Raw genomic sequence first — 279 nt, 5'->3', positions numbered from 1 at the left:
CGGTGGTGCGCGCGAGTGCCTGGCGCTGCTCTACGAGGGGCAGAACCGGATGGGCGACGCCCTCGATATCTATCGAAAGCTGGGCCACAGCGATGACGTCGCCTACCTGCTTGACATCCGGATGACCCCCGAGCAGATTGCTAACTACCTAAAGAAGCGACCCAATCTGAAGACGGCGAGCCGCGAGCGAATCCAATACACGCTCGGACTTCGATACATGCGGCAGCATCGCTGGTCGAAAGCCGAGGAGGCACTCGGAAAACTCAGCCGAAAGAGACG

1 protein-coding gene is annotated in these 279 nt (G+C 60.2%); it reads left to right on the top strand.

Annotated elements, in window-relative coordinates; genetic code table 11:
* The coding region (locus ACZ3HG_RS23405; protein ID WP_465334722.1) for a hypothetical protein at positions 1-279 on the top strand (279 nt) is incomplete at both ends.

The organism is Erwinia sp. PME.40.26/001, assembly GCF_055556675.1.
The sequence above is the reverse complement of the archived record's forward strand: the minus strand, read 5'-3'. Positions and strand labels throughout refer to the sequence as shown.